The sequence below is a fragment of the Allobosea sp. CCNWLY174 genome, from assembly GCF_037120455.1.
Lineage (GTDB): Bacteria > Pseudomonadota > Alphaproteobacteria > Rhizobiales > Beijerinckiaceae > Allobosea > Allobosea lupini.
Window position 1 is genome coordinate 96,037 of record NZ_JBBBBQ010000001.1, and the last position, 22,191, is coordinate 118,227.

A 22,191-nucleotide genomic window follows, 5' to 3' on the forward strand; every position below is an offset into this window, starting at 1 on the left:
CAGCGCGTGCTCTAGCTTCGCCCCGAATCCGTGGCCTAATCCGCTCTGAAAATGCGGAAGGCCTGCACGTGAGAGGAAGCACCATGGACCGCCGCAAGCTGATCAAGACGACCGCCGCCGGAGCCGCCGCCGCGACGATCGCCGCGCCGGCGATCGCGCAGACCAATCCGAAGATCAACTGGCGCCTGACCTCGAGCTATCCGAAGAGCCTCGACACGCTGTTCGGCATCTCGACCCAGGTCGCGAAGCGCGTCGCCGAGGCGACCGACGGCAATTTCCAGATCCAGACCTTCGCCGCCGGCGAGATCGTGCCGGCGCTGCAGGCGCTCGATGCGGTCCAGAACGGCACGGTCGAATGCAGCCACACGCTGGCGAGCTTCTATATCGGCAAGGACACGGCCTTCGCCTTCGAGACCTCCTTGCCCTTCGGCCTCAACACGCGCCAGCAGAACGCCTGGCTCTACCAGGGCGGCGGGATCGAGCTCTGCCGCGACCTGATGAAGAAGTTCGGCGTCCACACAATCCCTTCCGGCAACACCGGCGCGCAGATGGGCGGGTGGTTCCGCAAGGAGATCAAGAGCCTCGCCGATCTCCAGGGCCTCAAGTTCCGCATCGCCGGCCTGGGCGGCCAGATCATGGCCAAGCTCGGCGTCGTCCCGCAGACGCTCGGCGGCGGCGACATCTATCCGGCGCTGGAGCGCGGCACGATCGACGCGGCCGAGTTCTCAGGCCCCTATGACGACGAGAAGCTCGGCTTCGTGAAGGTGGCGAAGTACTACTACTATCCCGGCTTCTGGGAAGGCTGCGCCAATGTCAGCTTCATCGCCAACCAGGAGAAGTGGAACGGGCTGCCGGCGCATTACCGCGCCATCGTCGAGGCGGCCTGCGCCGAGGCGAACGCGCTCTGCATGGCGAAGTACGACCACGGCAACCCGGACGCGCTGCTGCGCCTGATCGCCGCCGGCGCCGAACTGCGACCCTTCCCCCAGGACGTGATGCAGGCAGCCTTCAAGGAAGCCTTCGCGCTCTATGCGGACCAGGCGGCGAAGAACCCGAACTTCAAGACGCTGTGGGATTCCTTCCTGCCTTACTGGAAGAAGGAGCAGCTCTGGTTCCGCGTTGCCGAGTTGCCGTTCGACGCCTTCAACGCGCAGGCGTCGCAGTCGCTGCGCTGAGGCTAGCGCATTCGGTTGATCCAGCTCGTTATGCTCGCCCTTGTGGCGAGCATTCACGTCTTGAATGTCGCTTTGCCCGAAGGAAGACGTGGATGGTTGGGACAAGCCCGACCATGACGGGAAACGTGAGCCCGCAATGACGCGATGCTCATCGCCCCCGAATCGGCGATAACGGCGCCATGACCTCGCGCGCCTTCATTGCCGGCTGCCTCGGCACGAGCCTCACCGCCGACGAGCGGGCCTTCTTCCGCGACGCCCGGCCGTGGGGCTTCATCCTGTTCAAGCGCAATACGCAGGATCCGGCGCAGGTGGCTGCGCTGACGGCGCAGATGCGCGATTGCGTCGGCTGGCACGCGCCGATCCTGATCGACCAGGAGGGCGGGCGAGTGCAGCGCATGGGGCCGCCGCACTGGCCGCCCTATCCGCCGGCGCTGGCCTTTCTCGCCATCAACGATCCCGTGCAGCAGCGCGAGATCGTCCGGCTCTCGGCGCGATTGATGGCGCATGATCTCAAAAGCGTCGGCATCGATGTCGACTGCCTGCCGGTGCTCGACGTTCCCGTCGCCGGCAGCCATGACGTGATCGGCAACCGCGCCTATGCCCGCGACCCCACCATGGTGGCGACGCTCGGCCGCGCCGCGGCTGAAGGGCTGATAGCCGGCGGCGTGCTGCCTGTGATCAAGCATATGCCCGGCCATGGCCGGGCCAAGGCCGACAGCCATCACGACCTGCCGGTGGTCGAGGCGAGCCTGGACGAGCTGCGCGCCCATGATTTCCGCCCGTTCCGGCATCTCGCCGACATGCCGCTGGCGATGACGGCGCATGTCGTCTTCACCGCACTCGACAAGCGCCGGCCGGCGACGATCTCGCGCAAGATCATCAGAGAGATCATGCGTGGCGAACTCGGCTATGACGGTTTGATCATGACCGACGACATCTCGATGAAGGCGCTGTCGGGCTCGTTCGAGGACAAGGCGAAAGCGGCGATCAGAGCCGGGGTCGACGTGGTGCTGCACTGCCATGGCATCATGGATGAGATGGTCGCGGTCGCCGGCGCCGTTCCGGAGATGACCGGACCGCGAGCGCGCCGCGCCGCGATGGCACTGGCACGGATCAGGCACGAGCCCGAGCCGCTCGATGTGGACAGCACCCGCGCCCAGCTTGCCAGCGCCCTTGCTTTGGGCGGCAGTTAGGCTGATTCTCTCCCCGGGGCTGTGGCTCCGCCGACCGGGCGGAGCAGGTCATGGGGATTTGGCCATCGATGGCCGCTGAGCTGCCATTCCAGGAGGACGGCACGCCGGAACGCGCGTCCGGCGAGCCCTCGTTCGTGATCGACGTCGACGGCTATGAAGGGCCGCTCGACCTGCTGCTCGATCTTGCCCGCCGCCAGAAGGTCGATCTCGCCCGCATCTCGATCCTGGCGCTGGCCGAGCAGTACCTGTCCTTCATCGAAACGGCGCGGGCGCTGCGGCTCGAACTCGCCGCCGATTATCTGGTGATGGCGGCGTGGCTCGCTTATCTCAAGTCGCGCATGCTGCTGCCGGAGCCGCCCAAGGGCGAGGAGCCGAGCGCGGCCGATCTCGCCACCGCACTGGCGCTGCGCCTGAAGCGGCTGGAGACGATCCGCGCGGCGGCGCAGCGGCTCGCCACCCGTGAACGGCTCGGCCGCGACGTCTTCGCCCGCGGCGCGCCGGAGGTGATCGCTGTCGAGGATCGACCAGTCTGGCAGGCGGAGCTCTACGACCTGCTGGCGGCCTATGCGCAGCAGCGCCAGAAGCGCATCCGCCAGCCGATGAGCGTCGGCCAGCGGCAGGTGCTGTCGTTGGTCGAGGCGCGTGAGGCGCTGGCGCGGCTGGTCGGCGAGGCCGGCGAGTGGACCGCGATCGACGGCTATCTCACCCGCTACATGAGCAGCCATGGCCTGCCCGTCGAGACGATGACCGCGACGGTCCGGGCCTCCTCGCTCTCGGCCATGCTGGAGATGGTGCGCGAGGGCCTGCTCGACCTGCGCCAGGACGGTGCCTTCTCGCCGCTCTATGTCCGCCGCCGCTCGGCGCGGCCGCCGACGCTCGGCCTGTGAGGCGTTGATGGCCGTCGCTGAAGCCGAGCGCGAGGACGAGGAGGACTGGGACGCCGACGAGGCGCTGGCGCGCGCCTGCCGCATCGTGGAGGCCTTGCTGTTCGCCTCGGTGCAGCCGCTTTCGGCAGAGGACCTCGCGAAATCGGTGCCCGCGAATGTGCCGATCGAGCGGGTGATCGCCGAATTGCAGCAGACCTACGCCCTGCGCGGGGTGACGCTGCATCGCGTCGCCGGCGGATATGCCTTCCGCACCGCGCCAGATCTCGCCTATCTGCTCGCGCCGGAAGCCGAGGCGCCGCGCAAGCTCTCGCGCGCCGCGCTGGAGACGCTCGCCATCATCGCCTACCACCAGCCGGTGACGCGGGCCGAGATCGAGGAGATCCGCGGCGTTGCCACCGCCAAGGGTACGCTCGACATCCTGCTCGAAGCGGGCTGGGTGCGCCTGCGCGGCCGGCGCCGTTCGCCGGGGCGGCCGGTGACCTTCGGCACGACGCCCGCCTTCCTCGACCATTTCGGGCTCGACCGCATCGACGACCTGCCGGGGCTGGAGGAACTGAAGGGGGCCGGCTTCATCGAGGGGCGCCTCGCCAAGGACCTCACCGTGCCGGTGCCGGATGACGATCCGGGCTTGCGCGACGACGAGGATCCGCTCGGCGATCTGTTCACGCCGCTTGACGACGGCGACGCCAGCTAGCACAGCGCAGGCGATCGAGCCCGGCGGGCCGGCAGGAGAACGAGTTGGCTCGAAGCGAAAGCAGGATGCGCTGGCTGGGGTGGGGACGGCGCGGCACCGCTGGCGCCGCGATCCCGATGGCGCTCGGTTTCGATGGCGTCACCCAGCGATTCGGCGCGGTGACGGCACTGGACCAGGTCTCGCTCAGCGTCGCACCGGGTGAGATCGTCGCTTTGCTCGGCCATTCGGGCTGCGGCAAGACGACGCTGCTGCGGCTCGCCGCTGGCGTCGAGCGGCCGAGTTCGGGGCGTGTTCTGCTCGAAGGGCGCGACGTCTCCTCGCCGGCTCACTTCGTCGAGCCGGAGGCGAGGGGGGTCGGCCTCGTCTTCCAGGATTACGCGCTCTTCCCGCATCTTTCGGTGCGCGAGAACGTCCGTTTCGGCCTGCGCGGCTATGGCAATGCCGAAGCCGATGCGACGGCGCTGCGCGCGATCGCCCGCGTCGGCCTCGCCGATCTCGCCGAGGCCTATCCGCATATGCTTTCGGGCGGCGAGCAGCAGCGTGTGGCCCTTGCGCGCGCGGTTGCACCGCGTCCAGGCGTGCTCCTGATGGACGAGCCCTTCTCCAATCTCGACCGCCGCCTGCGCGACGTGGTGCGCGACGAGACGATGGCGCTGCTGCAGGAGATCGGCGCAACCTCGATTATCGTCACCCACGACCCGGAGGATGCGATGCGCGTCGCCGACCGGATCGTGCTGATGCAGCAGGGACGGATCGTCCAGAGCGGCACCGCCGAAGAGCTCTATCGACGGCCTACCAGCCTCTTTGCCGCCCGATTTTTCTGCGATCTTACCGAAATCGAGACTGTTGCGCGGGACGGCGCGGTGGATACCCCGCTCGGACGGTTCCCGGCGGCAGGTCTGCCCGAGGGCGCGCCGGCGATCCTCGGCATCCGGCCGCAAGCAATCCGGCTGGTGCCGAAGGGCTTCTGCCTGCAGGCGCGGGTGATGACCCGGCGCTTCCTCGGCGAGGTCGACCATGTCGAGCTTGCGGTCGATGGTCTCGACAAGCCTCTGGTGGCGCGGCTGCCGCTGCGCGGTTCGGTCGCCGAGGGCGAGGATGTCGGCATCGACATTGCGATGGACGAAGTCCTTGTGTTCCCTGTAGGGGACACCTAGGTTCCGGCACAAGCATCTGGCCCCTCGGCACAACCGGGGCCGCGCGTTCAAATTCGGAGGAGTACCGCCATGGGTGGCGTCAGCATCTGGCACTGGATCGTCGTCGGCGTCATCGTCATGCTGCTCTTCGGCCGCGGCAAGGTGTCCGAACTGATGGGCGATGTCGCAAAGGGCATCAAGTCGTTCAAGAAGGGCATGGCCGAGGACGACACGCCGCCGCCGGCCGCGCAGCAGCCTGTCGATCCCAAGGTGATCGACCAGAGCGCCCAGAGCGCCCAGACCGCGAGCCCGCAGCCGGCCAAGGCCGAGACCAAGGCCTGATCTCGTAGGAGCGGACCTGCCGATCAGGTGAATCCTGATCGGTTTCGATTCCGGCGCCTTCCTGGCGCCCTACAAGATTTCCAAAGGACCGGCCGTCGATGTTCGACATCGCCTGGAGCGAAATGCTGCTGATCGGGGGCGTCGCGCTCGTCGTGATCGGCCCCAAGGAATTGCCGGGCGCACTGCGCACGGCCGGGCAGGCGATCGGCAAGATCCGGCGCATGGCTGCCGAGTTCCAGGGCCAGTTCAACGACGCGATGCGCGAAGCCGAGCTGACCGACCTGAAGAAGCAGGTCGACGACATCGGCAATTCGATCCAGGCCTCGACCAATTTCGATCCGATCGAGCCGATGAAGGATTTCGGCGCCACCGACGCCTCGAAGCCGGCTGCGGCCGACGACAAGGCGATGAAGGATGCCGAGGCGACGCTTGCGGCGCTGCCCGCTCCCGAGTTGCCGGCACCCGTCAGCATCGAGCCAGCACCCGTCGCCGAGCCCGCGCCGGAAGAGAAACCCAAGCGCCGCCGCAAGACGGTCGCGACCGAGGAGCCGGCCGTGCCGACCGAGATCGCGGCTGAAGAGCCGCCGGCCAAGCCGGCCCGCAAGCGCAAAGCCAAGGCCGCCGAGGCCGAGGGCGGAGAGACGGCATGAGCGTCGTCGAGACGAACGCCCAGGCGAGGCGCGAAGGCGAGGATGAGATCGAAGCGTCGCGCGCGCCGCTGATCGACCATCTGATCGAACTGCGCTCGCGGCTGATCAAGTCGCTCATCGCCTTCCTGGTCATGTTCTTCATCTGCTTCGCCTTCTCGACGCAGATCTACAACATGCTCGTCCTGCCCTATGTCTGGGCGGCGGGGTCGAGCGCCAATGCGCAGCTGATTTATACCGGCCCGCTCGAGCTGCTCTTCACCCATATCAAGGTCGCGGCCTTCGGCGCCGGCTTCTTTGCGTTCCCGGTGATCGCGACGCAGATCTACAAGTTCGTCGCACCCGGCCTCTACAAGAACGAGCGGCAGGCTTTCGCACCCTATCTGGCGGCGACGCCGATCTTCTTCGTGCTCGGCGCGGCGCTGGTGTTCTTCTTTGCCATGCCGGTGCTGATGAAGTTCTCGATCGGCATGCAACAGGCGGCGAGCGAAGGGCAGGCCGGCATCGCGCTCCTGCCCAAGGTCAGCGAGTATCTCTCGCTGATCATGACGCTGATCTTCGCCTTCGGCATCTCGTTCCAGCTGCCCGTGATCCTGACCCTGCTCGGCCAAGCGGGCATCATCGATTCGCAGTTCCTGAAGGACAAGCGCCGCTACGCCATCGTCTTCGTCTTCGTGATCGCGGCCGTGCTGACCCCGCCCGACGTGATCTCGCAGCTGATGCTCGCCGTGCCGATGCTGCTGCTCTACGAGCTCTCGGTGTTCTCGGTGCGCCGGGTCGAGAGGAAGCGCGATGCGACGAAGGTGGCCGAGGACGCAGACGCCTAGCGCAGCTCGGTTACTCACCAAATTCATGTGATCACTCGTTCAAAAGTGATGATATCCGCCGCAGATCCTTGGCGCTGCTGGCGGATCCTGGTGCTGTGCGCTCAGGCCGCCGCCGAACAGAAGCCTCCCATTCACGTTGATGCACAGGGTTGTGATCGTCGGCTGCGGAGCCTTGCTCGCAACACAATGTTAATGTGAACAGCGGATGAACGGATGCGCGGCCACCTCACAGCCGCGCAGGTGGATGCGGTGGTGACGTGAGCGGATTCTGGCGCCTGGTGCTGTTCGGAAAAGGGCCCCGCGATGCGGCCTCGCCGGGCCGTGACCTGCGCATCGACGTGATCCGCGGCCTGATCTTGCTGGTGATCTTCGTCAATCACATGCCGGGCAATATCGTCTCCTCCTTGATGCCGCATAATTACGGCTTCTCGGATGCTGCCGACACCTTCGTGCTGCTCGCCGGCGTCTCGGCTACGTTTGCCTATGGCCGGCTGATCGACCAGCGGGGGCTCCTCGTCGGCTCGCTCAAGGTCGGCGCCCGGATCTGGACGCTTTACATCGCCCACCTGGCACTGTTCGTGCTGGTCTGCGGCATCGTGGCGACGGCGGTCGTGCGGACCCAGAATGCACTCTATGTCGAGGCGATCAACATCCAGCCTTTCTTCAGCGATACAGCGGCGGCGATCGTGAACGCGTTGGGCCTGGTCTACCAGCCCTATTATCTCGACATCCTGCCGCTCTACATCGTGCTGCTGGCGGCGTTCCCGCTGATCTACCTTACCGCGCGGACCAGCCCTCTGGCGGCGCTCGCGGTTTCCGTCGCGATCTGGCAGGGCGCGACGCTTGCCGGACTCAACCTGCCGAACCATCCGGGCGATGGCGGCTGGTTCTTCAATCCCTTCGCCTGGCAGATGCTGTTCACGTTCGGCGTCGTGATCGGCCGGCTCGGCCTTGTCGGCGCCGGCGTGCCGAAACTGCGCCTCGTCGACGCCGCGGCCGTCGTGATCGTCCTGTTCGCCGCAATGGTGAAGCTGTCCTCGGGTAATCCGTTCGGCGTCGCGCTGTTGAACGAGTGGATCGACAGCCTGCAGATCGGCATCGACAAGACCAATCTCGCCTGGCCGCGCGTCGTGCACCTGGCGGCGCTGGCTTGGCTCGTATTGCGTTTTCTCCGCCCTGACGCAGGCATTCTTACCAGCTTGGCGGGCCGGCGGCTGGCCTCGCTCGGGCGGCATTCGCTCGAAGTGTTCTGCGCCGGCATAGTCCTTGCGATCATCGGGCAGATCATCCTTGCGGAGACATCCTTCGCTCTTTCGATCCAATTGATCGTGAACCTCAGCGGGATTACCATCCTGCTCGGGCTAGGAACCTTTCTGTCGTGGTACAAGACGCTCACGGCACGCGCCGCAAGCGCCCCTCGCGAGCAGGCCGCTACGGCCTGAGTGCGCTCCTTCTGCTCCTGGCGTCGGCTCTGCCGGCCATTGCCGGGCCCAAGCCGCTCGCGCAGATGGTGGACGGACGCTGCCGCGCCGGGGCGGCCCAGCACCCGTTCAAGCCGACGCTGACGGCCGCCAAGCGCATCCTTACCGAGACGAACCGGCTCACCATCGTCGCTCTCGGTTCGTCGACGACCGCCGGTACCGGCGCCAGCGATGCCGACCGCAGCTATCCTGCCGTACTCGAAGCCGAATTGCGCCGGCGCCTGCCTGGGCGCGAGGTCAAGGTGCTCAATCTCGGCGTCGGTGGCCAGTCGGCCTATGAGATGTATCTGCGGCTGGAGGCCGAGGTGATTCCGGAGAAGCCGGCGCTGGTGATCTGGCAGACGGCGGTGAACGACGCCATCCGCGACATCGGCGAGGAGAAGCTCGCCAAGATCCTGCGCAAGGGTGCTCACAAGCTGCAGGAGGCCGGGATCGATCTCGTGCTGATGGATATGCCCTGGCTGCCGCGCGAGGGTCGCTATCCGAAATACGACGACTACCGCGCCGTGCTGGCGAAGACGGCGAGTGAGAGCGGCGTGCCGGTCTTCCCGCGCTACGCGATGATGAAGGCCTGGTCGGGCACGAAGCTGTTCAGCGAGGAGGAGATCGTCGGCATGGACGGGCTGCAGGTGGTCGAGGCCGGCTATCGCTGCCTCGCCATCCGCCTCGCCGACGGCATTGTCGCCGACCTCGGCGAGGGGCGTGAGTCGGGCAAGCCGACGAATTGAGGCAGCCTCAGCGAGCGATCACCTCGATATCGCGGTCGCGGCCGGCCTCGACCTTGAAATCGCGCGAGAAGACCTGGCCTTCCTGCCGGGCGATAAGCACGTAGTCGCCCTCGGCCAGGATCACCTGCGGGAAGGCGCCGATCGCCTCGCGGATGACGTCGCCGCCCGGGGTGAGCACGCTGAAGGCGGTGCCGGCGAAGGCCTCGCCGCCGGGGCCGGCGACGAGCTTCAAGGTCACCTGCGCAGCGCGGTGATGCAGGGTCGCCTGGGTGACCTGGCCGGATTCGACCCGGACGTCGGAGCGCTGGATCGCGTTCGAATCGCCATAGGTCGAGACGATGTGATAGGTGCCCTCGGGCAGGCGGATCAGCTCGCCTGACTTGACGCTGGACGCGACCAGGCGGCCTTCCGAATTGCCCTGCAGCGGCACGAACACCGAGAAGTTCAGCAGATTGGGCGCGATCGGCGTCTCGCCGATCGAGCCGGCGAGCGAAAGGCCGCCGGCGCTGATGCTGAGCCGGTCGGTCAGTCCCTGCGGGCCGAGCGTGACGCGCTTCGTCGCGCTGGCGAAGCCATAAGCGGCGTGAAGCAGATAGATGCCCGGATCGAGCGGGAAGCTGGGCTCGGCATTGTTCGAGCGGGCGATGATCTTGGGCGGCGAGCCGTCGGCGGATTCGCTCAGCACGCGCCAGACCAGCCCGGAGCGGACCGGCTTGCGATTGCCGGAGAACTGGGCGCTGAGGGTGAGCATCGCCTGGCCAGGGCGGGCGGCGGGGGCGATATCCGGCGGCGGCGAGCCGGGCGTCGTGGCCGAGGGCGTCGCGCCGGGCGTCTGGGCGAGCGTCGAAGAGACGGTGAGCGCAGATATCATCAGCGCAGCCATCGCCGCACGCGTCGCTTTCGCGGGGAGTGCTGCCACCGTCTTCAATTCTTTGCGTTGAAACATGCGCTGCGCCGTCATCATCCTTGCACCGGGGAAGGAGCAGGTTCGCTTGTCCTCATCATGGCGAAACCTTAACTGGGAACCGTCATCCCCGTCGCTGCGCCATCTTCCGGATCGTTCATGACCGACACGCTCTCACTGCTCAAGCTCCGTCGCTCGGTGCCACCGCAATTTCTCACCGCTCCGGGGCCGGACGATGCGCAACTGCGCGAGATCCTGACCGTGGCGGCGCGCGTGCCCGACCATGGCAAGCTCGCGCCCTGGCGCTTCATCGTCTTCTCCGGGGCTGCCAAGGAGAAGGCAGCCGAGATCGTCGGAGCCGTCTTCAAGGAACGCAATCCGCAGGCCGACGAGGACAAGGTCGCCTTCGAGCGCAAGCGCCTGCTCCATGCCCCCGTCGTGATCGCCGTGGTCTCGCGGGCCCGCAAGCACGAGAAGATCCCGGAATGGGAGCAGGAGCTCTCGGCCGGCGCCGTCTGCATGAACATGCTGATCGCGGCCGAGGCGCTCGGCTTCAACGGCTCCTGGCTGACCAACTGGTTCGCCTTCGACCGCAAGGTGCTCGATGCCTTCGGGCTCGCGCCGGACGAGCGCGTCGCCGGCTTCGTCCATCTCGGCAAGGCGGATGGCCGCCCGGCCGACCGCGAGCGGCCGGACCTTGCCGCGATCGTCAGCCGGTTCGGAGCATGAGCGCGATGTACTACACGGATCAAGGGCGCGATCTCGATTTCCGGCACGATCCGTTCAAGGCGATCGTGACGCCGCGGCCGATCGGCTGGATCAGCGCGGTAAACGCCAAGGGCGAGGTCAATCTCTCGCCCTACAGCTTCTTCAACGCCATCTCGTCACGCCCGAACATCGTGATGTTCTCCTCCGAGAACAAGAAGGATGCGGTGGCCTTCATCGAGGAGACCGGCGAGTTCACCTGCAGCCTGGTGAGCAAGGCGCTCGACCAGCAGATGAACCTGACCTCGGCGCCGCTGCCGCGCGGCGAGAATGAATATGTCCATGCCGGGCTGGAGATGGCGCCGTCGCGCATCGTCAAGCCACCGCGGGTCGCCGCCAGCCCCGCTGCGCTCGAATGCAAGCTGCTCTCGATCCAGCAGCTCAAGGACATCGACGGCAACGACGTGCCGCGCTGGATGGTCCTCGGCCAGGTCGTCGCGACCTATGTCGGCGAGGCCTTCGTCCATGACGGCCGCTTCGACACGGCCAAGGCCAATCCGATCGCGCGCTGCGGCTACAGCGACTATGCCGAGGTCAGCGAATTGTTCTCGATCGTTCGGCCGGCCGGAGGCTGAGCGCCATGGTCCGGCGCCATGACGAGGAGCCGGACGAGCAATGGCGCATGACCGTGAACCTGCTCGCGATCATTGCCGTGCTGGTGATGATCGGGGCGGGGTTCTGGCTGCTGCGCGAACTGAACGCCGCCAAGAAGGCGCAGGAATGCCTGGCAAGCGCGGCGCGGCATCAATGCCGGCAGATCGGGACCCGGTGACCGCGTCCCGAAACTCGAATCAGCGGAAGCGCTTGCGCCGGATCATTGACGCAATCTGTCAGCCCGCGCCTTCAAGCGGCGGGCGCGCATCAGATGCGGCCGGTCGAGCATCTCGCCGTCGAGCCCGACCACGCCGAGGCCGGGGTTCTCGTCGAAGAGCTTGATGATCGCCTCGGCCCGGGCGAGCGCTTCGGGCGAGGGCGAGAAGACCTCGTTGATGACAGGCACCTGGGCCGGATGGATGGCCATCTTGCCGGTGAAGCCGTCGCGGCGTGCGGCGATGCATTCGGTGCGCAAGGCCGCCTCGTCCCGGAAGGCGGTGAAGACGGTGTCGATCGCGTCGACCTGCGCCGCCGAAGCCGCAAAGAGCAGGAGCGAGCGTGCCAGCCGGTAGGGATCGGCATAGGTGCCGCTTTCCAGCCGGTTGGTCTCGGCGCCGAGATCGGCCGAAAGATCCTCGGCGCCCCAGGTCAGGCCGGAGAGGCGGTGGCTGGCGCCGGCATAGCTGCCGAGACCGAAGATGCCCTTGCCGGTCTCGGTGGCGATCGCGATGATCTTGGTCCCGCCGTCGGGCAGGTCATACTCCGCCTCGCGTACCGCGACATGGGCTGCGAGATGGCTGAGATCGGGCCCACCCTCCGCCTTCGGCAGCATGATCGCGTCCGGGCTGCCCTGCATGACGACATCGAGATCGGCCTCGGTCATGCCCGTCGTGAGTGCGTTGACGCGCACGATCAGGCGGGGGCGCTTGGCCCGGCCATTCACCTCCTTGAGGACATCGCGGGCGAGTTCGCGCGCAGCCGGCTTGGCATCGAGCGCGACGGAATCCTCGAGGTCGAGGATCAGCGCGTCGGCGCCGCTGTCCAGGCCCTTCTGCAGTTTCTTCTGGTTGTCGGCGGGGACGAAGAGGAGCGAGCGCATCAGGCCTGTCCTCCGACGGGGCGCTTCTTCATGAAGGCCTGCCGGCGGCACTGCGCCACCAATGTGCCGTCCTGCTTGTAGGCGCGGTGGTGGAAGTCGACGATCCCGGCGTCCGGCCGCGACTTCGATTCGCGCTTGGCGACGATCTGCGTGACGCAGTTCACCGTGTCGCCCTCGAAGAGCGGGGCCGGGAAGGTGACGTCGGTCATGCCGAGATTGCCGATGGTGGTGCCGACCGTCGTGTCGTTGACCGAGATGCCGATCATCAGGCCGAGCGTGAACAGCGAGTTCATCAGAGGCTTGCCCCATTCGGTTTCGGTCGCGCAGAAATGCGCGTCGATGTGCAGGGGCTGCGGATTCAGCGTCATATTGGAGAACAGCATGTTGTCCATCTGGGTGACCGTGCGGGTCAGCCGATGCTCGATCGAGACGCCGATCTCGAAATCCTCGAAATAGAGCCCACCCCGCTTATGCCGCGCCGCTTCCGCCATCGTCTTGCTCCTGTGGCTCTTTTTCGGTTTCGGGCCGGGGTCGGCAAACGGCCGTTTTAACGGTTCGCTTACCATAATCGGTCCAGTCTCTGCGGGTGCTCCGGTCCGCCTGGAACGGCAGCGGCCCGAGTGACCCAATGTTCCTTTTCAGCACGCCGAGCGCCCGCGAGACAACGCCCGCCAATCCTGTGGTCAGCGCGATCAAGCAGGGCGCAGACAAGACCGGCGTCGGCTTCGACTATCTCCTCAAGACCGCGCAACGCGAATCCTCGCTGGAGCCGGATGCGAAAGCGCGCACCTCGAGCGCGACCGGCCTGTTCCAGTTCATAGAGCAGACCTGGCTGTCGATCATGCGTCAGGAAGGGCCGAAGCAGGGCATGGCGAATTATGCCGGCGCGATCAGCGAGGACGGCAGCGGCCGCTTGACCGTGTCGGATCCGGCGCTGCGCGAGAAGATCCTGCAGTTGCGAACCGATCCGCAGGTCGCAACCGTGATGGCCGGAGCGCTGACGCAGAAGAATGCCGAGCAGCTCGGCCAGGCGCTCGGGCGCCAACCGCAGGCCGGCGAGCTCTACATGGCGCATGTTCTGGGTGCGCGTGGCGCCACCGACCTGATCCGCACGGCCGGGAATGACCCGACGCGTGCCGCAGCTCGCGATTTCCCGGAGGCGGCCGCGGCGAATCGCTCGATCTTCTACGATAAGGCCGGCCGGGCCCGCAGCGCCCAGGAGGTCTACGGATTGCTCGCCGCCAGCCATGCCAACACCCAGGTTGCAGCGACCACCGGCGCCATGCTGGCGCAAGCCAAGCCTACGGGTACTGCTATGACCGCGACCGCTTACGCGTCCGAGCCGCCGGTCGCACCGATCGCCGCGGCGCTGGCGCCAGATCGGGCGAGGGGGCTGATCGGCCTGTTCTCGACCGAAGGATCGCGTGCGCCGGTTTCGAAGGCCGTCGCCAATCTCTGGACCACGCCGCGCAGCAACAGCACGTCCCGTACGACCGGCGACGATCCGGCGACCCGCTATTTCCCGCGTGTAAGCACCACGACGAGCGAAGGCGAAGCCTCATCCGCCGGCAAGACCGCCAAGACGGACAGCGCGAGCGCAGCGACCGCTTCGGCCACCGTCAGCGCGCCGTTGCCGCCGTCGCGGCCGCGTGATCTCGCCGTGGCGGATACGCAGACGGCGTCCAGCGAGACCGTCGCCACCCGGCGCCAGCGGCGCGGGCCGCTCGATCTCAGCCAGTTCATGCTCCATGGGAGGCGCGGATGATCGTCCGTCGCTTCCTGCTCTGGGCCCGTACTGCGCCGGCTGAGGCACGGGCGAAAGGGGCTGCCGCATTGGCGGGCGCCTATCTGCGCTCGGCGATGTCGCCCGAGGATAAGCGCGAGGCGCAGACGGCCCTCATATCACTGGTCGACGACCCCTCGCCATTGGTCCGCCGAGCGTTGGCCGAGGAACTCGCCGCCGCGCCACAGGCGCCGCGCAATCTGGTGCTGGGGCTGATCGCCGAGCAGAGCGACATCGCTGCCCTGTTGCTGGCGCAGTCGCCGGTGCTGACCGAGGCCGATCTCGTCGATGCCGCAGCCGTTGGAGACGGCCTCGCGCAGCGGGCGATCGCGCAGCGGTCCTGGCTGTCGCCCGGCATCTGCGCTGCCTTGGCCGAGGTCGGCTGCGAGGAGGCGCTGGTCGTCCTGCTCGCCAATCCGACCGCCGAGATTCCCGATTTCTCGCTGGAGCGCATCTTCGAGCGCGAGGGCGAGGCAGGAGCGGTGCGCGAGGCCATGCTGGCGCGCGACGACCTGCCGCCGGGCTTGCGCCAGGCGATCGCCGCCAAGGTTTCCGATGCGCTCGCCGCCTTCGTCTCGGGTTGCGGCTGGCTGACCGAGGAGCGCAGCGCCCGGCTCGCCCGCGAATCGACCGAGCGGGTCGCGGTCGCGCTCGCGGCCGGCGGCGAGGCGAGCGATGCACCGGCGATCGTCGATTGCCTGCGCGAGAATGGCCGCCTGACGCCGGGCGTGATCCTGCGCTCGCTGCTGAGCGGCGAGCCGGCCCTCGCCGAATCCGCCTTCGCGGCGCTCTCCGACCTGCCGCTGAAGCGCGTGCAGGCACTGCTCTGGGATCGGCGCGGGGCCGGCCTCAGGGCGCTCTATCGCAAGGCAGCAATGCCGGAGGCCCTGCTGCCGGCCTTCGCCGCCGCCGTGGAAGCGCTGAAGCAAGCGGGCCCCGGCTTCCACGGCAGGGGCGGCATTGACCGTAACCTTCTGGCGGAGGTCCTGATCGCCTGCGAGAGCCTGGAAGGTCCTGGGGCCAATGCGCTGATGGCGCTGTTGCGCAGGCTCGATGCGGAGGCGGCCCGCGACGAAGCACGGGCACTGGCGGATTCGCTCGCCGACGATGCGGCCCTGGCATTGCTGGTCGAAGCCGATCCGAACTTCCTCATCGAGCTCGATCTCGGCGACCTGCGCGACGCGGCCTGAACGATCCGGGTGATTCCGCCGCCGGCTTGACCGGCTGCTGGCATGCTGGTTGCCTGACGGCCGCCGTATCGCCAGGGCTTCACCATCCCGGATCGACGCCCTGTTGCCAGGGAGCTTGAAATGCCGACACGTCGCGCTTTCATCGCAGGCACGGCTGCCGCAATGGCGGTCAGCAAACCCAATATCGGCCGTGGCGCCGACAAGAACGTCATCAAGTTCGTGCCGCAGGGCGACCTTGCCGTTGTCGATCCGATCTGGACGACGGCGACCGTCACGCGCAATCACGCCTTCCTCGCCTATGATACGCTGTTCGGCCAGGACGAGAGCTACAAGGCGCAGCCGCAAATGGCCGAAGGCGCGCTCGCCGAGGCCGATGGCAAGAGCTGGACGATCAAGCTGCGCGAGGGCCTCAAGTTCCACGACGATACGCCGGTGCTGGCCAGGGATTGCGTCGCCAGCCTGAATCGCTGGGCCAAGCGCGATTCCTTCGGCCAGACGCTGATGGCGCAGACCGACGAACTGGTCGCTGTCGACGACAAGACCTTGCGTTTCAGATTGAAGAAGCCGTTCCCGCTGCTGCCCGACGCGCTCGCCAAGATGACGGCCTCGGTGCCGGTGATCATGCCGGAGCGCTTGGCGAAGACCGAGGCCACGACGCAGATCACCGAGGTGATCGGCAGCGGACCGTTCCGTTTCATCGCGAGTGAGCGCCAGCCCGGCAACCGGTCGGTCTACGAGAAGTTCACCGGTTACGTGCCGCGCGGCGACGGCAAGCCCGGCCGCACCGCCGGGCCGAAGATCGTCCATGTCGAGCGGATCGAATGGCACACGCTGCCGGACCCGGCGACCGCGGCGGCGGCGCTGCAGAGCGGCGAGATCGACTGGGTCGAGCAGCCCCTGCCGGACATCCTGCCGCTGCTGGCCAAGGATCCGAAGCTCGAGGTCGCGATCAAGGAGACGACCGGCTCGATCGCGATCATGCGGATGAACCATCTGCATCCGCCCTTCGACAATCCGGCGATCCGCCGCGCCGTGCTGATGGCGATCGACCAGGCCGAGTTCATGGAGGCGGTCGGTGGCCCCGACAAGACGCTGTGGCGCACCGGCGTCGGGCTGTTCCCGCCGGGCACGCCGATGGCGAACGATGCCGGCATGGCGGTGCTGAACGGGCCGCGCGACATCGGCAAGGTCAAGCAGGCGCTGGCGGCGGCCGGCTACAAGGGCGAGAAGGTGGTGCTGCTTGGCGTCACCGACCTCGCCAATCTCAAGGCCGAATGCGAGGTCGGCGCCGAGATGCTGAAGCGCATCGGCATGGATGTCGACTACCAGGTGATGGACTGGGGCGCCGTGGTGACGCGCCGCGCCAACAAGGAGCCGCCGGGCAATGGCGGCTGGAACTGCTTCTTCACCGGCTGGAACGGCATCGATATTCTCGATCCGGTCGGCCACATCTCGTTGCGCGGCAATGGCATGGCCGCCTGGCCGGGTTGGCCGGTGGCGCCGAAGATCGAGGCGCTGCGCGAGGCCTGGATGGAGGCCTCCGACCTTGCTGGGAAGCAGAAAATCGCGGCCGAACTTCAGAAGCAGGCCTTCGAGGACGTGCCTTACGCGCCGCTGGGCCAGTATTTCCAGCCGACGGCCTTCAGTCGCAAGCTCACTGGTGTGCTGCCGAGCTTCCCGACCTTCTGGAACGTCAAGCGCGCCTAGCGAGCGCGGCCCTGGCGAGGAGGCCGCCGAGCAACAGGCAGCCTGCCCGCAGCCAGGCTGCAAGTGCCTGGCGGCCGAGTTCCGGTGTGAGCTGGGCCGCCGGCGGCGGCAGACCGAGCGAGCGCAGGAGCTGATCGGCCAGGAGCGCGAGCACGAGGACCGCGACGAAGCCGGCCAGCGCTGCCATGACGCTGCGCAGCCAATACAAGGCCGGCACTATGGCAATGGTGGGAGCGGCGGGCGGGCGCATCGTCTGGTCCTCGGCGGGTCTGCGTCGAGGACGGACGAGGATCGGCGCTGCCGACACCACGTCGAAAAAATTCTGAAACGCCGCCCCGCAAGGCTGCCAGGCGCGTTTCGACATGGACAACGCCGGCAAATCGGCCAATGTCCTGTTATCGCCACGCTTTCCTGCGAAAACCTCCCCATCATGACCATTCACGATCCCGCCGTCCCCGCGCTGACCGTCTGGGTTGCGCTGGAGAGCCCCACCCATCACGTGCCCGGCGTCAACGGCATGATGGACCTTGTCGCCAGGGAGGTCGAAGGCCTGCCGATCGCGGTCGAGCGCGTTCCCGGCCGTGACGGGCTTGGCGACACCCTGATCCTGCGTGCCGGTGTCCGGAACGGCGAGAAGGCGATCGCATTGATGTCGCATCTCGACACGGTCCATCCGGTCGGGACCAGCGCCAAGAACCTGGCCGTCCGCGTCGAGGGCGACCGGCTCTACGGCCCCGGCGTCTACGACATGAAGGGCGGCGCCTGGCTCGCGCTGCAGGCCTTCAAGGACGCCGCCAAGGCCGGCACGGCGCGGCGGCCGATGGTATTCCTGTTCACGCCGGACGAGGAGATCGGCTCCCCGACCTCGCGCGAGCTGATCGAGGATATCGGCCGCGAGGCGAAGGCTGTGCTGGTGACCGAGCCGGCGCGCGAAGGCGGCAAGATCGTCACGGCGCGCAAGGGCGTCGGCCGCTTCGAGGTCAAGCTGGAAGGGCGGCCGGCGCATTCCGGTTCGCGCCATGCCGATGGCCGCAACGCCATCCGCGAGGCGGCGCACCAGATCCTCGCGATCGAGGGCATGACCGACTATTCGCGCGGCATCACCACGACGGTCGCGCTGGTCGGCGGCGGCACCGCGGCCAACGTCATTCCGCAGCATGCCTGGTTCAGCGTCGATTGCCGCGTCACCACCGTTGCTGATGGTGTCGCGATGGAGCAACGCATCCTCGGCCTGAAGGCTCATGATCCCGATGTGAAGCTCTCGATCACCGGCGGCATGAACCGGCCGCCCTACGAGAAATCTCCGGAAGTCGCAGCGCTTTTCGTGCAGGCGCGGGCGGTTGCCGCCGAGGACGGCTTCGACCTGCAGGACTGCCCGATGACCGGCGGCGGCTCGGACGGCAACTTCACCGCGGCGCTGGGCATCCCGACGCTGGACGGGCTCGGCATCGACGGCGATGGTGCCCACACCTTGCAGGAATACGCGCTGATCTCCTCGATCGCGCCGCGCCGGGCGCTGATCAAAGGGCTGCTGGAGACGCTGTAGGCTTCCTTCTCCCTTCGGGGAGAAGGTGGCAGCGCGAAGCGCTGACGGATGAGGGAAGGGTGGCTCATCCGGTCAAGGCGCTCTCATCCCCCTGCCGGGACCTTCTCCCCCGAGGGGAGACGGAAGCGAGCCCCCTTCCGTTAGCCGGACAAATCCGCTCTGATCCCGTTCAAGGCCGAGAACCCGGCCGGAGCGGAGGAGTGCGGCATGAAGGGCTGGATCGCAGGTGTGCTCGGCGTGGCAGGCGTGATGGTGGCGGGAATGGCTGAGGCGCAGGATCTGATCGTCGAGAAGAAGGTCTTCGAGCTGCCGAGCTACACCACGCAGGGCGGCAGGACGCTGAAGAACGTCAAGGTCGGGTGGGAGAGTTACGGCACGCTCAACGCCGACAAGTCCAATGCGATCCTGATCTGCCATTTCTTCTCAGCCAATTCGCACGCCGCCGGCAAATATGCGGCCGCCGACGCGGCGCCCGGCTACTGGGACGCGATCATCGGGCCGGGTAAGGCGATCGACACCAACAAGTATTTCGTCCTGTCCTCCGACACGCTGGTGAATCTCAACACCGGCGACCCGAAGGTGACGACCACCGGCCCGGCCTCGATCGACCCGGATACCAGCAAGCCCTACGCGCTCGATTTCCCGGTCGTGACCATCGGCGATTTCGTCAACGTCCAGAAGGCCCTGGTCGAGAGTCTTGGCATCAAGAAGCTGGTCATGGTCGCCGGCCCCTCGATGGGGGCGCTACAGACCTATGAATGGGCGGCAAGCTATCCCGACATGGTCGGCAAGGCGATGGCGGTGATCGGAGCGGCTGAGGCCGACGCCCAGCTGATCGCCTGGCTCGATGTCTGGGCGGCGCCGATCCTGGTCGATCCGAACTGGAACAAGGGCGACTATTACGGCAAGACGCCGCCCAATGCCGGCCTCGCCAAGGCGCTGACGGTGGTGACGCTGCAGGCCAATCATGGCGACTGGACCAACGGCACCTTTGGCCGCCGCCCAGCCAAAGAGGGCGAGGACCCGGGGAAAGCGCTCGGCAACAAGTTTCAGGTCCAGAGCATCCTCGACAATGCCGGCGAGGCGCGCGCCAAGGTCTCGGACGCCAACCATTTCCTCTATCTGGTCAAGGCGAACCAGCTCTATGCCGCCGGCGGCAAGTCGCTCGCGGACGCGATGAGCCGGATCAAGGCGCCGCTGCTGATCGTCAACCAGCCCAAAGACCTGGTCTTCCCCGACGAGATGATCGAGCGCACCGTCGCCGAAGCGAAGAAGGCCGGGCGTGACGTGACCCATGTGACCATCCAGGGCACGCGCGGCCATCTCGACGGCGTAATCTCGATGAAGCAGGCGGAAGGGGCAGTGAAGGCGTTCCTGGAGAAGTAGCCGCCGACCGACGCTATCCGGCAAAGCGCTCGCGATAGGCTTGCGGGCTCGCGCCGAGCCGGCGCAGGAAGGCGCGGCGCAAGGTCTCTTCAGAACCGAAGCCGCAGCGCCGGCCGGCCTGGGCGACGGACAGGCCCTGTTCGAGCAGGCGGCGCGCCGTTTCGATCCTGATTTCCTCGACGGCGCGGGCCGGCGTGCGGCCGGTCGCCTCGCGGTAGTGCCTCGCGAAGCTGCGCAGGCTCATATTGGCCTGTCCGGCCAGCCGCTCCAGCGAGAGATCGCCGCGCAGGTTCTCGACGATCCAGCCATGCAGCCGGTCGAAGCGCTCGTCCTTCTCCTGCAAGGTCAGCGCTGCGCTGAACTGGGCCTGGCCGCCGGGGCGCTTGAGGAAGACGACGAGCTGGCGGGCGATGGCGAGCGCCGGCTCGCGGCCGAGATCGGCCTCGACCAGAGCGAGCGCGAGGTCGATGCCGGCGGTGACGCCGGCCGAGGTCCAGACCTCGCCGTCGCGAATATAGATCGGATCGGGCTCCAGCTTCACCGCCGGGAACATCGCCCGGAATTCGGCGCAGCGGCCCCAATGCGTCACGGCGCGCCTGCCATCGAGCAGGCCTGCCGACGCCAGCAGGAAGGCGCCGCTGCAGACCGAGGCGACACGCTGCGCCGCCGCTGCACGTTGCCGAACCCAAGCGACCAGCGCCGCATCGCGACAGGCGACGTTGACGCCGTAGCCGCCCGCGACGACCAGCGTGTGCAGCGGCGCGGCCGGCTCGGGAAGTGGGGCCGCGCCAAGCTCGAGCCGCGCGCTCGTGATCACGCGACCTTCGCCAGCGACGACCGCCGTCTCATAGGGCAGGGGTCGAGCGGCGAGATGAGCGAGGTCGTTGGCGGTGGCGAAGACCTGCAAGGGCCCGGCGACGTCGAGCAGTTGCCCGCCGGGAAAGGTCAGGATCTCGATGCGACGCATGGTTTGGCATGAAGCGAGGGGTGCTTGGCAGTTCGGCCAGAGCTTTGCCTGCTAGGCTGCTCCCGTCAATCAGGAGTTCCGCCCATGTCCCTCAGCTTCGGCATCCTCGTCTTTCCGCAGGTCCAGCAGCTCGATCTGACCGGCCCCTATGAGGTCTTCGCGTCGGCAAGGGATGCGCAGGTGCATCTGATCTGGAAGGATAAGGCGCCGCTGAAAGCCGCGACCGGGCTGACACTGACGCCGACCACGACCTTCGCCGAGTGCCCGCCGCTCGATGTGCTCTGCGTGCCGGGCGGGGCCGGGGTCAATCCGCTGCTGAATGACGAGACCGTCCTCGCCTTCCTGCGCGAGCGGGCCGGGCAGGTGCGCTATCTCACCTCGGTCTGCACGGGATCGCTGGTGCTGGGGATGGCCGGGCTGCTGAAAGGGAAGCGCGCGACCAGCCACTGGAACGCCCATGACCTGCTGGCGCGCTTCGGCGCGATCCCGACCGAGGGGCGCGTGGTGCGCGACGGCAATCTGATCACGGCGGGCGGTGTCACCTCCGGTATCGATTTCGGGCTCACCGTGATCGCCGAACTGCTCGGCGAGGAGGAGGCGCAACTGATCCAGCTCTCGCTCGAATATGCGCCTGAGCCGCCGTTCCGGGCCGGCACGCCGCAGGAGGCGCCGGAGGCGATCCTGGCTGCGGCAAGGCAGCGCCTTGCCGGCTCGCGCGCGGCGCGCGAGAAGCTGCTGGCGGCGTTGTAGGCCGCGGTTGAAGCGGGGCGAGCATGGCCGAGGACCGCAGCATTCTCCTGTTCTCCTACGGCACGCTGCAGCAGGAGGACGTTCAGCTCGCTTCGTTTGGGCGCCTGCTCGACGGCCATGACGATGCCATGCCGGGCTTTGCCCAGACGATGCTGGAGATCACTGATCCCGAGGTCATCCGCACCAGCGGCAAGCGCTTCCATCCGGTGGTCGCGCCAAGCGACGATCCCAGCGACAGCGTGCCCGGCAAGGTCTTCAGCATCACGGCCGAAGAGCTCGCTGCCGCCGACCGCTACGAGGTCGCTGACTACAAGCGGATCAGCGTCCGGCTGGCCTCGGGCAAGGAGGCGTGGGTCTACGTCAAGGCGTGAACGCCACGCATTCGTCCGC

25 protein-coding genes are annotated in these 22,191 nt (G+C 67.3%); 20 read left to right on the forward strand and 5 right to left on the reverse strand.

What is annotated here, in order from left to right:
* Positions 1 to 83: 83 nt before the first annotated feature.
* The 10 genes from V7S63_RS00520 to V7S63_RS00565 all read left to right on the forward strand — a co-directional run bounded on the left by V7S63_RS00520 (position 84) and on the right by V7S63_RS00565 (position 9,110).
* Entirely contained in the window at positions 84 to 1,175 is a 1,092-nt protein-coding gene (locus V7S63_RS00520) for a TRAP transporter substrate-binding protein (protein WP_091828515.1), read from the forward strand.
* Positions 1,176 to 1,354: 179 nt separating this feature from the next.
* Positions 1,355 to 2,368 (forward strand): beta-N-acetylhexosaminidase, encoded by a 1,014-nt coding sequence (nagZ, locus tag V7S63_RS00525; RefSeq protein WP_336528835.1) that lies wholly within the window; start codon positions 1,355 to 1,357, stop codon positions 2,366 to 2,368.
* A gap of 68 nt (positions 2,369 to 2,436) precedes the next feature.
* Positions 2,437 to 3,255: a segregation and condensation protein A gene (locus V7S63_RS00530; RefSeq protein ID WP_336528836.1), complete on the forward strand. Its 819-nt coding sequence runs from the start codon at positions 2,437 to 2,439 to the stop codon at positions 3,253 to 3,255.
* A 7-nt stretch (positions 3,256 to 3,262) separates the two neighbouring features.
* Complete coding sequence (gene scpB / locus V7S63_RS00535) at positions 3,263 to 3,949, forward strand: SMC-Scp complex subunit ScpB (RefSeq protein WP_091830439.1); 687 nt, start codon at positions 3,263 to 3,265, stop codon at positions 3,947 to 3,949.
* 65 nt (positions 3,950 to 4,014) lie between these two features.
* A complete protein-coding gene (locus V7S63_RS00540; RefSeq protein WP_100960759.1) occupies positions 4,015 to 5,106 on the forward strand; it encodes an ATP-binding cassette domain-containing protein in 1,092 nt (363 codons plus the stop codon).
* Between the two features lie 69 nt (positions 5,107 to 5,175).
* Positions 5,176 to 5,427: a twin-arginine translocase TatA/TatE family subunit gene (locus V7S63_RS00545; protein ID WP_442896390.1), complete on the forward strand. Its 252-nt coding sequence runs from the start codon at positions 5,176 to 5,178 to the stop codon at positions 5,425 to 5,427.
* A 98-nt stretch (positions 5,428 to 5,525) separates the two neighbouring features.
* The gene (gene tatB / locus V7S63_RS00550) at positions 5,526 to 6,077 is read left to right on the forward strand and encodes a Sec-independent protein translocase protein TatB (RefSeq protein ID WP_336528837.1); all 552 of its coding nucleotides are present in this window, start codon (positions 5,526 to 5,528) and stop codon (positions 6,075 to 6,077) included.
* Positions 6,074 to 6,901 carry a twin-arginine translocase subunit TatC gene (tatC, locus tag V7S63_RS00555; protein ID WP_100960752.1) on the forward strand — a complete coding sequence of 276 codons (828 nt, stop codon included), beginning with the start codon at positions 6,074 to 6,076 and terminating at the stop codon, positions 6,899 to 6,901. Before tatB ends, tatC begins: the two co-directional genes overlap by 4 nt.
* A gap of 257 nt (positions 6,902 to 7,158) precedes the next feature.
* Entirely contained in the window at positions 7,159 to 8,343 is a 1,185-nt protein-coding gene (locus V7S63_RS00560) for an OpgC family protein (RefSeq protein WP_336528838.1), read from the forward strand.
* Entirely contained in the window at positions 8,280 to 9,110 is an 831-nt protein-coding gene (locus V7S63_RS00565; protein ID WP_336528839.1) for an SGNH/GDSL hydrolase family protein, read from the forward strand. The genes V7S63_RS00560 and V7S63_RS00565 overlap by 64 nt, the downstream gene beginning before the upstream one ends.
* 7 nt (positions 9,111 to 9,117) lie before the next feature.
* Here V7S63_RS00565 and V7S63_RS00570 read toward each other — a convergent pair whose 3' ends face one another.
* Positions 9,118 to 9,981 carry a hypothetical protein gene (locus V7S63_RS00570; protein WP_248307422.1) on the reverse strand — a complete coding sequence of 288 codons (864 nt, stop codon included), beginning with the start codon at positions 9,979 to 9,981 and terminating at the stop codon, positions 9,118 to 9,120.
* 192 nt (positions 9,982 to 10,173) lie between these two features.
* On the opposite strand from V7S63_RS00570, the gene V7S63_RS00575 reads away from it, so the two are divergent.
* The 3 genes from V7S63_RS00575 to V7S63_RS00585 are packed head-to-tail and all read left to right on the forward strand — an operon-like array spanning position 10,174 to position 11,551.
* Entirely contained in the window at positions 10,174 to 10,743 is a 570-nt protein-coding gene (locus tag V7S63_RS00575) for a nitroreductase family protein (protein ID WP_091828534.1), read from the forward strand.
* Between the two features lie 5 nt (positions 10,744 to 10,748).
* A complete protein-coding gene (locus V7S63_RS00580) occupies positions 10,749 to 11,354 on the forward strand; it encodes a flavin reductase family protein (RefSeq protein WP_091828535.1) in 606 nt (201 codons plus the stop codon).
* A gap of 47 nt (positions 11,355 to 11,401) precedes the next feature.
* Positions 11,402 to 11,551, forward strand: coding sequence for a hypothetical protein (locus V7S63_RS00585; protein ID WP_158673339.1), 150 nt, complete (start codon positions 11,402 to 11,404; stop codon positions 11,549 to 11,551).
* Between the two features lie 42 nt (positions 11,552 to 11,593).
* Here V7S63_RS00585 and V7S63_RS00590 read toward each other — a convergent pair whose 3' ends face one another.
* Both V7S63_RS00590 and V7S63_RS00595 read right to left on the reverse strand, forming a co-directional pair.
* Entirely contained in the window at positions 11,594 to 12,472 is an 879-nt protein-coding gene (locus V7S63_RS00590) for an HpcH/HpaI aldolase/citrate lyase family protein (protein ID WP_336528840.1), read from the reverse strand.
* Positions 12,472 to 12,963, reverse strand: coding sequence for a MaoC family dehydratase (locus tag V7S63_RS00595; RefSeq protein ID WP_336528841.1), 492 nt, complete (start codon positions 12,961 to 12,963; stop codon positions 12,472 to 12,474). The genes V7S63_RS00590 and V7S63_RS00595 overlap by 1 nt, the downstream gene beginning before the upstream one ends.
* 137 nt (positions 12,964 to 13,100) lie before the next feature.
* On the opposite strand from V7S63_RS00595, the gene V7S63_RS00600 reads away from it, so the two are divergent.
* From V7S63_RS00600 to V7S63_RS00610, 3 genes are all read left to right on the forward strand, one after another.
* The gene (locus V7S63_RS00600) at positions 13,101 to 14,237 is read left to right on the forward strand and encodes a transglycosylase SLT domain-containing protein (protein ID WP_336528842.1); all 1,137 of its coding nucleotides are present in this window, start codon (positions 13,101 to 13,103) and stop codon (positions 14,235 to 14,237) included.
* Positions 14,234 to 15,445 carry a DUF2336 domain-containing protein gene (locus tag V7S63_RS00605; protein ID WP_336528843.1) on the forward strand — a complete coding sequence of 404 codons (1,212 nt, stop codon included), beginning with the start codon at positions 14,234 to 14,236 and terminating at the stop codon, positions 15,443 to 15,445. The genes V7S63_RS00600 and V7S63_RS00605 overlap by 4 nt, the downstream gene beginning before the upstream one ends.
* A 120-nt stretch (positions 15,446 to 15,565) precedes the next feature.
* Positions 15,566 to 17,152 carry an ABC transporter substrate-binding protein gene (locus tag V7S63_RS00610; RefSeq protein ID WP_336528844.1) on the forward strand — a complete coding sequence of 529 codons (1,587 nt, stop codon included), beginning with the start codon at positions 15,566 to 15,568 and terminating at the stop codon, positions 17,150 to 17,152.
* Here the strand turns inward: V7S63_RS00610 and V7S63_RS00615 are convergent.
* Complete coding sequence (locus V7S63_RS00615; RefSeq protein ID WP_143079618.1) at positions 17,139 to 17,402, reverse strand: hypothetical protein; 264 nt, start codon at positions 17,400 to 17,402, stop codon at positions 17,139 to 17,141. The two genes, V7S63_RS00610 and V7S63_RS00615, sit on opposite strands and share 14 nt — an antisense overlap.
* Positions 17,403 to 17,582: 180 nt before the next feature.
* Between V7S63_RS00615 and V7S63_RS00620 the strand changes: the two genes are divergently transcribed.
* Both V7S63_RS00620 and V7S63_RS00625 read left to right on the forward strand, forming a co-directional pair.
* Complete coding sequence (locus tag V7S63_RS00620; protein WP_336528845.1) at positions 17,583 to 18,698, forward strand: M20 family metallopeptidase; 1,116 nt, start codon at positions 17,583 to 17,585, stop codon at positions 18,696 to 18,698.
* A gap of 207 nt (positions 18,699 to 18,905) precedes the next feature.
* Entirely contained in the window at positions 18,906 to 20,084 is a 1,179-nt protein-coding gene (locus V7S63_RS00625; RefSeq protein WP_336528846.1) for an E22 family MetX-like putative esterase, read from the forward strand.
* Between the two features lie 13 nt (positions 20,085 to 20,097).
* On the opposite strand, the gene V7S63_RS00630 is transcribed toward V7S63_RS00625, so the two are convergent.
* Positions 20,098 to 21,051 (reverse strand): GlxA family transcriptional regulator, encoded by a 954-nt coding sequence (locus V7S63_RS00630; protein ID WP_336528847.1) that lies wholly within the window; start codon positions 21,049 to 21,051, stop codon positions 20,098 to 20,100.
* 84 nt (positions 21,052 to 21,135) lie between these two features.
* Between V7S63_RS00630 and V7S63_RS00635 the strand changes: the two genes are divergently transcribed.
* Both V7S63_RS00635 and V7S63_RS00640 read left to right on the forward strand, forming a co-directional pair.
* Positions 21,136 to 21,801, forward strand: a complete 666-nt coding sequence (locus V7S63_RS00635) for a DJ-1/PfpI family protein (RefSeq protein WP_336528848.1) — start codon at positions 21,136 to 21,138, stop codon at positions 21,799 to 21,801.
* 23 nt (positions 21,802 to 21,824) lie between these two features.
* Positions 21,825 to 22,172, forward strand: coding sequence for a gamma-glutamylcyclotransferase family protein (locus V7S63_RS00640; protein WP_336528849.1), 348 nt, complete (start codon positions 21,825 to 21,827; stop codon positions 22,170 to 22,172).
* Positions 22,173 to 22,191 lie beyond the last annotated feature (19 nt).

What these genes read in the sequence shown, in the direction of transcription:
- V7S63_RS00520 (WP_091828515.1), top strand. Translation starts at nt 84, where the DNA reads ATGGACCGCCGCAAGCTGATCAAGACGACCGCCGCCGGAGCCGCCGCC.
- nagZ (WP_336528835.1), top strand. Translation starts at nt 1,355, where the DNA reads ATGACCTCGCGCGCCTTCATTGCCGGCTGCCTCGGCACGAGCCTCACC.
- V7S63_RS00530 (WP_336528836.1), top strand. Translation starts at nt 2,437, where the DNA reads ATGGCCGCTGAGCTGCCATTCCAGGAGGACGGCACGCCGGAACGCGCG.
- scpB (WP_091830439.1), top strand. Translation starts at nt 3,263, where the DNA reads ATGGCCGTCGCTGAAGCCGAGCGCGAGGACGAGGAGGACTGGGACGCC.
- V7S63_RS00540 (WP_100960759.1), top strand. Translation starts at nt 4,015, where the DNA reads ATGCGCTGGCTGGGGTGGGGACGGCGCGGCACCGCTGGCGCCGCGATC.
- V7S63_RS00545 (WP_442896390.1), top strand. Translation starts at nt 5,176, where the DNA reads ATGGGTGGCGTCAGCATCTGGCACTGGATCGTCGTCGGCGTCATCGTC.
- tatB (WP_336528837.1), top strand. Translation starts at nt 5,526, where the DNA reads ATGTTCGACATCGCCTGGAGCGAAATGCTGCTGATCGGGGGCGTCGCG.
- tatC (WP_100960752.1), top strand. Translation starts at nt 6,074, where the DNA reads ATGAGCGTCGTCGAGACGAACGCCCAGGCGAGGCGCGAAGGCGAGGAT.
- V7S63_RS00570 (WP_248307422.1), bottom strand. Translation starts at nt 9,981, where the DNA reads ATGATATCTGCGCTCACCGTCTCTTCGACGCTCGCCCAGACGCCCGGC.
- V7S63_RS00575 (WP_091828534.1), top strand. Translation starts at nt 10,174, where the DNA reads ATGACCGACACGCTCTCACTGCTCAAGCTCCGTCGCTCGGTGCCACCG.
- V7S63_RS00580 (WP_091828535.1), top strand. Translation starts at nt 10,749, where the DNA reads ATGTACTACACGGATCAAGGGCGCGATCTCGATTTCCGGCACGATCCG.
- V7S63_RS00585 (WP_158673339.1), top strand. Translation starts at nt 11,402, where the DNA reads ATGACCGTGAACCTGCTCGCGATCATTGCCGTGCTGGTGATGATCGGG.
- V7S63_RS00590 (WP_336528840.1), bottom strand. Translation starts at nt 12,472, where the DNA reads ATGCGCTCGCTCCTCTTCGTCCCCGCCGACAACCAGAAGAAACTGCAG.
- V7S63_RS00595 (WP_336528841.1), bottom strand. Translation starts at nt 12,963, where the DNA reads ATGGCGGAAGCGGCGCGGCATAAGCGGGGTGGGCTCTATTTCGAGGAT.
- V7S63_RS00600 (WP_336528842.1), top strand. Translation starts at nt 13,101, where the DNA reads ATGTTCCTTTTCAGCACGCCGAGCGCCCGCGAGACAACGCCCGCCAAT.
- V7S63_RS00605 (WP_336528843.1), top strand. Translation starts at nt 14,234, where the DNA reads ATGATCGTCCGTCGCTTCCTGCTCTGGGCCCGTACTGCGCCGGCTGAG.
- V7S63_RS00610 (WP_336528844.1), top strand. Translation starts at nt 15,566, where the DNA reads ATGCCGACACGTCGCGCTTTCATCGCAGGCACGGCTGCCGCAATGGCG.
- V7S63_RS00615 (WP_143079618.1), bottom strand. Translation starts at nt 17,402, where the DNA reads ATGCGCCCGCCCGCCGCTCCCACCATTGCCATAGTGCCGGCCTTGTAT.
- V7S63_RS00620 (WP_336528845.1), top strand. Translation starts at nt 17,583, where the DNA reads ATGACCATTCACGATCCCGCCGTCCCCGCGCTGACCGTCTGGGTTGCG.
- V7S63_RS00625 (WP_336528846.1), top strand. Translation starts at nt 18,906, where the DNA reads ATGAAGGGCTGGATCGCAGGTGTGCTCGGCGTGGCAGGCGTGATGGTG.
- V7S63_RS00630 (WP_336528847.1), bottom strand. Translation starts at nt 21,051, where the DNA reads ATGCGTCGCATCGAGATCCTGACCTTTCCCGGCGGGCAACTGCTCGAC.
- V7S63_RS00635 (WP_336528848.1), top strand. Translation starts at nt 21,136, where the DNA reads ATGTCCCTCAGCTTCGGCATCCTCGTCTTTCCGCAGGTCCAGCAGCTC.
- V7S63_RS00640 (WP_336528849.1), top strand. Translation starts at nt 21,825, where the DNA reads ATGGCCGAGGACCGCAGCATTCTCCTGTTCTCCTACGGCACGCTGCAG.